At 40.4% G+C, this 953-nt stretch carries 2 protein-coding genes; one reads left to right on the forward strand and one right to left on the reverse strand.

Going from position 1 to position 953, the window contains the following annotated elements:
- A partial coding sequence (locus G6Q00_RS08220; protein ID WP_240331064.1) for a phage minor head protein occupies positions 1–510 on the reverse strand: 510 nt, incomplete at its 3' end.
- A gap of 53 nt (positions 511–563) precedes the next feature.
- On the opposite strand from G6Q00_RS08220, the gene G6Q00_RS08225 reads away from it, so the two are divergent.
- On the forward strand, positions 564–953 hold a 390-nt coding region (locus G6Q00_RS08225; protein WP_205426581.1), incomplete at its 3' end, for a phage virion morphogenesis protein.

Below are 953 nucleotides of genomic sequence, written 5' to 3' on the forward strand. Positions count from 1 at the left end.
TTTGTTTTTGATCTGTCTTTCGCTCCACATTTGCAACTCACACCGACAGCCCCAATCAAGTGGCGGGGTGTGGGTTTGCCAAAATGGGTGCTTTCTTGGCAAACATACATTATCAAAGGCTAAATGACGGGCGGCGTTGTCTCGTCTACTATGGAATACATAGTACCACCCATCGCCATTACTACTATCAACAATAGGCGGGGCACTCTCATAGCGCATTAATTTACCCCGCGCGTTTGCATAAATTAAATTATATTTAAAGATTCGTTCAAGGCGCTTTTTATTGATTGTTTCTAGTAATTGCGGATTTGCCTTAAGAAACTGGCTAAAACTTTGCCCCTTAGCTAAAGCTTTCTCTAAGGCATTTTGATAGGCAACTAAAGTATCAATTTTACTTATTCCACTAATGCTAAAAGCTCTTAAATATTCCTCAAATTTAAACTTAGCCCCATTAGGGATTAATTGGGGTCTTTTAGCTTGAAGGCTAGCGATAGCTTCTAAAAAGGGCATAATTAACCTTTTTTGCGTGTTATTCTAGTCAAACAAAAAACTAGGAGTTGCGCATGTTTGATTTATCCGTTATTACAAGAGAAGTGGCCAACATTATTGAAGATGAAGTACGCCAATCTTTCACACAACAAAAAGACTTGACTACTAATCGATCATGGAGCCCACTAAAGCCTAAAACTTTAAAATACAAACCCAGAAACAAGCCTATTTTAGAGCGTAGCGGGCTAATGCGAAGTGCGGTGCGTGTAGATATTGAAGGTAGTAGAGTTAGCGCGCGAGTTAATGTATCTTATGCTCCATACCACCAGCTAGGAACTAGAAAAATGCCACAACGCCGCTTTATGCCCTTTGATGATCAGGGAAGACCTTCCCCAACATTAGAAAATGAGATCAAACAGATTTTAGAGCCCACCGGCAAAGGCGGGCAAGATTTGTTAAGACAA

This window comes from Helicobacter suis, from assembly GCF_902196125.1.
Classification (GTDB): domain Bacteria; phylum Campylobacterota; class Campylobacteria; order Campylobacterales; family Helicobacteraceae; genus Helicobacter; species Helicobacter suis_B.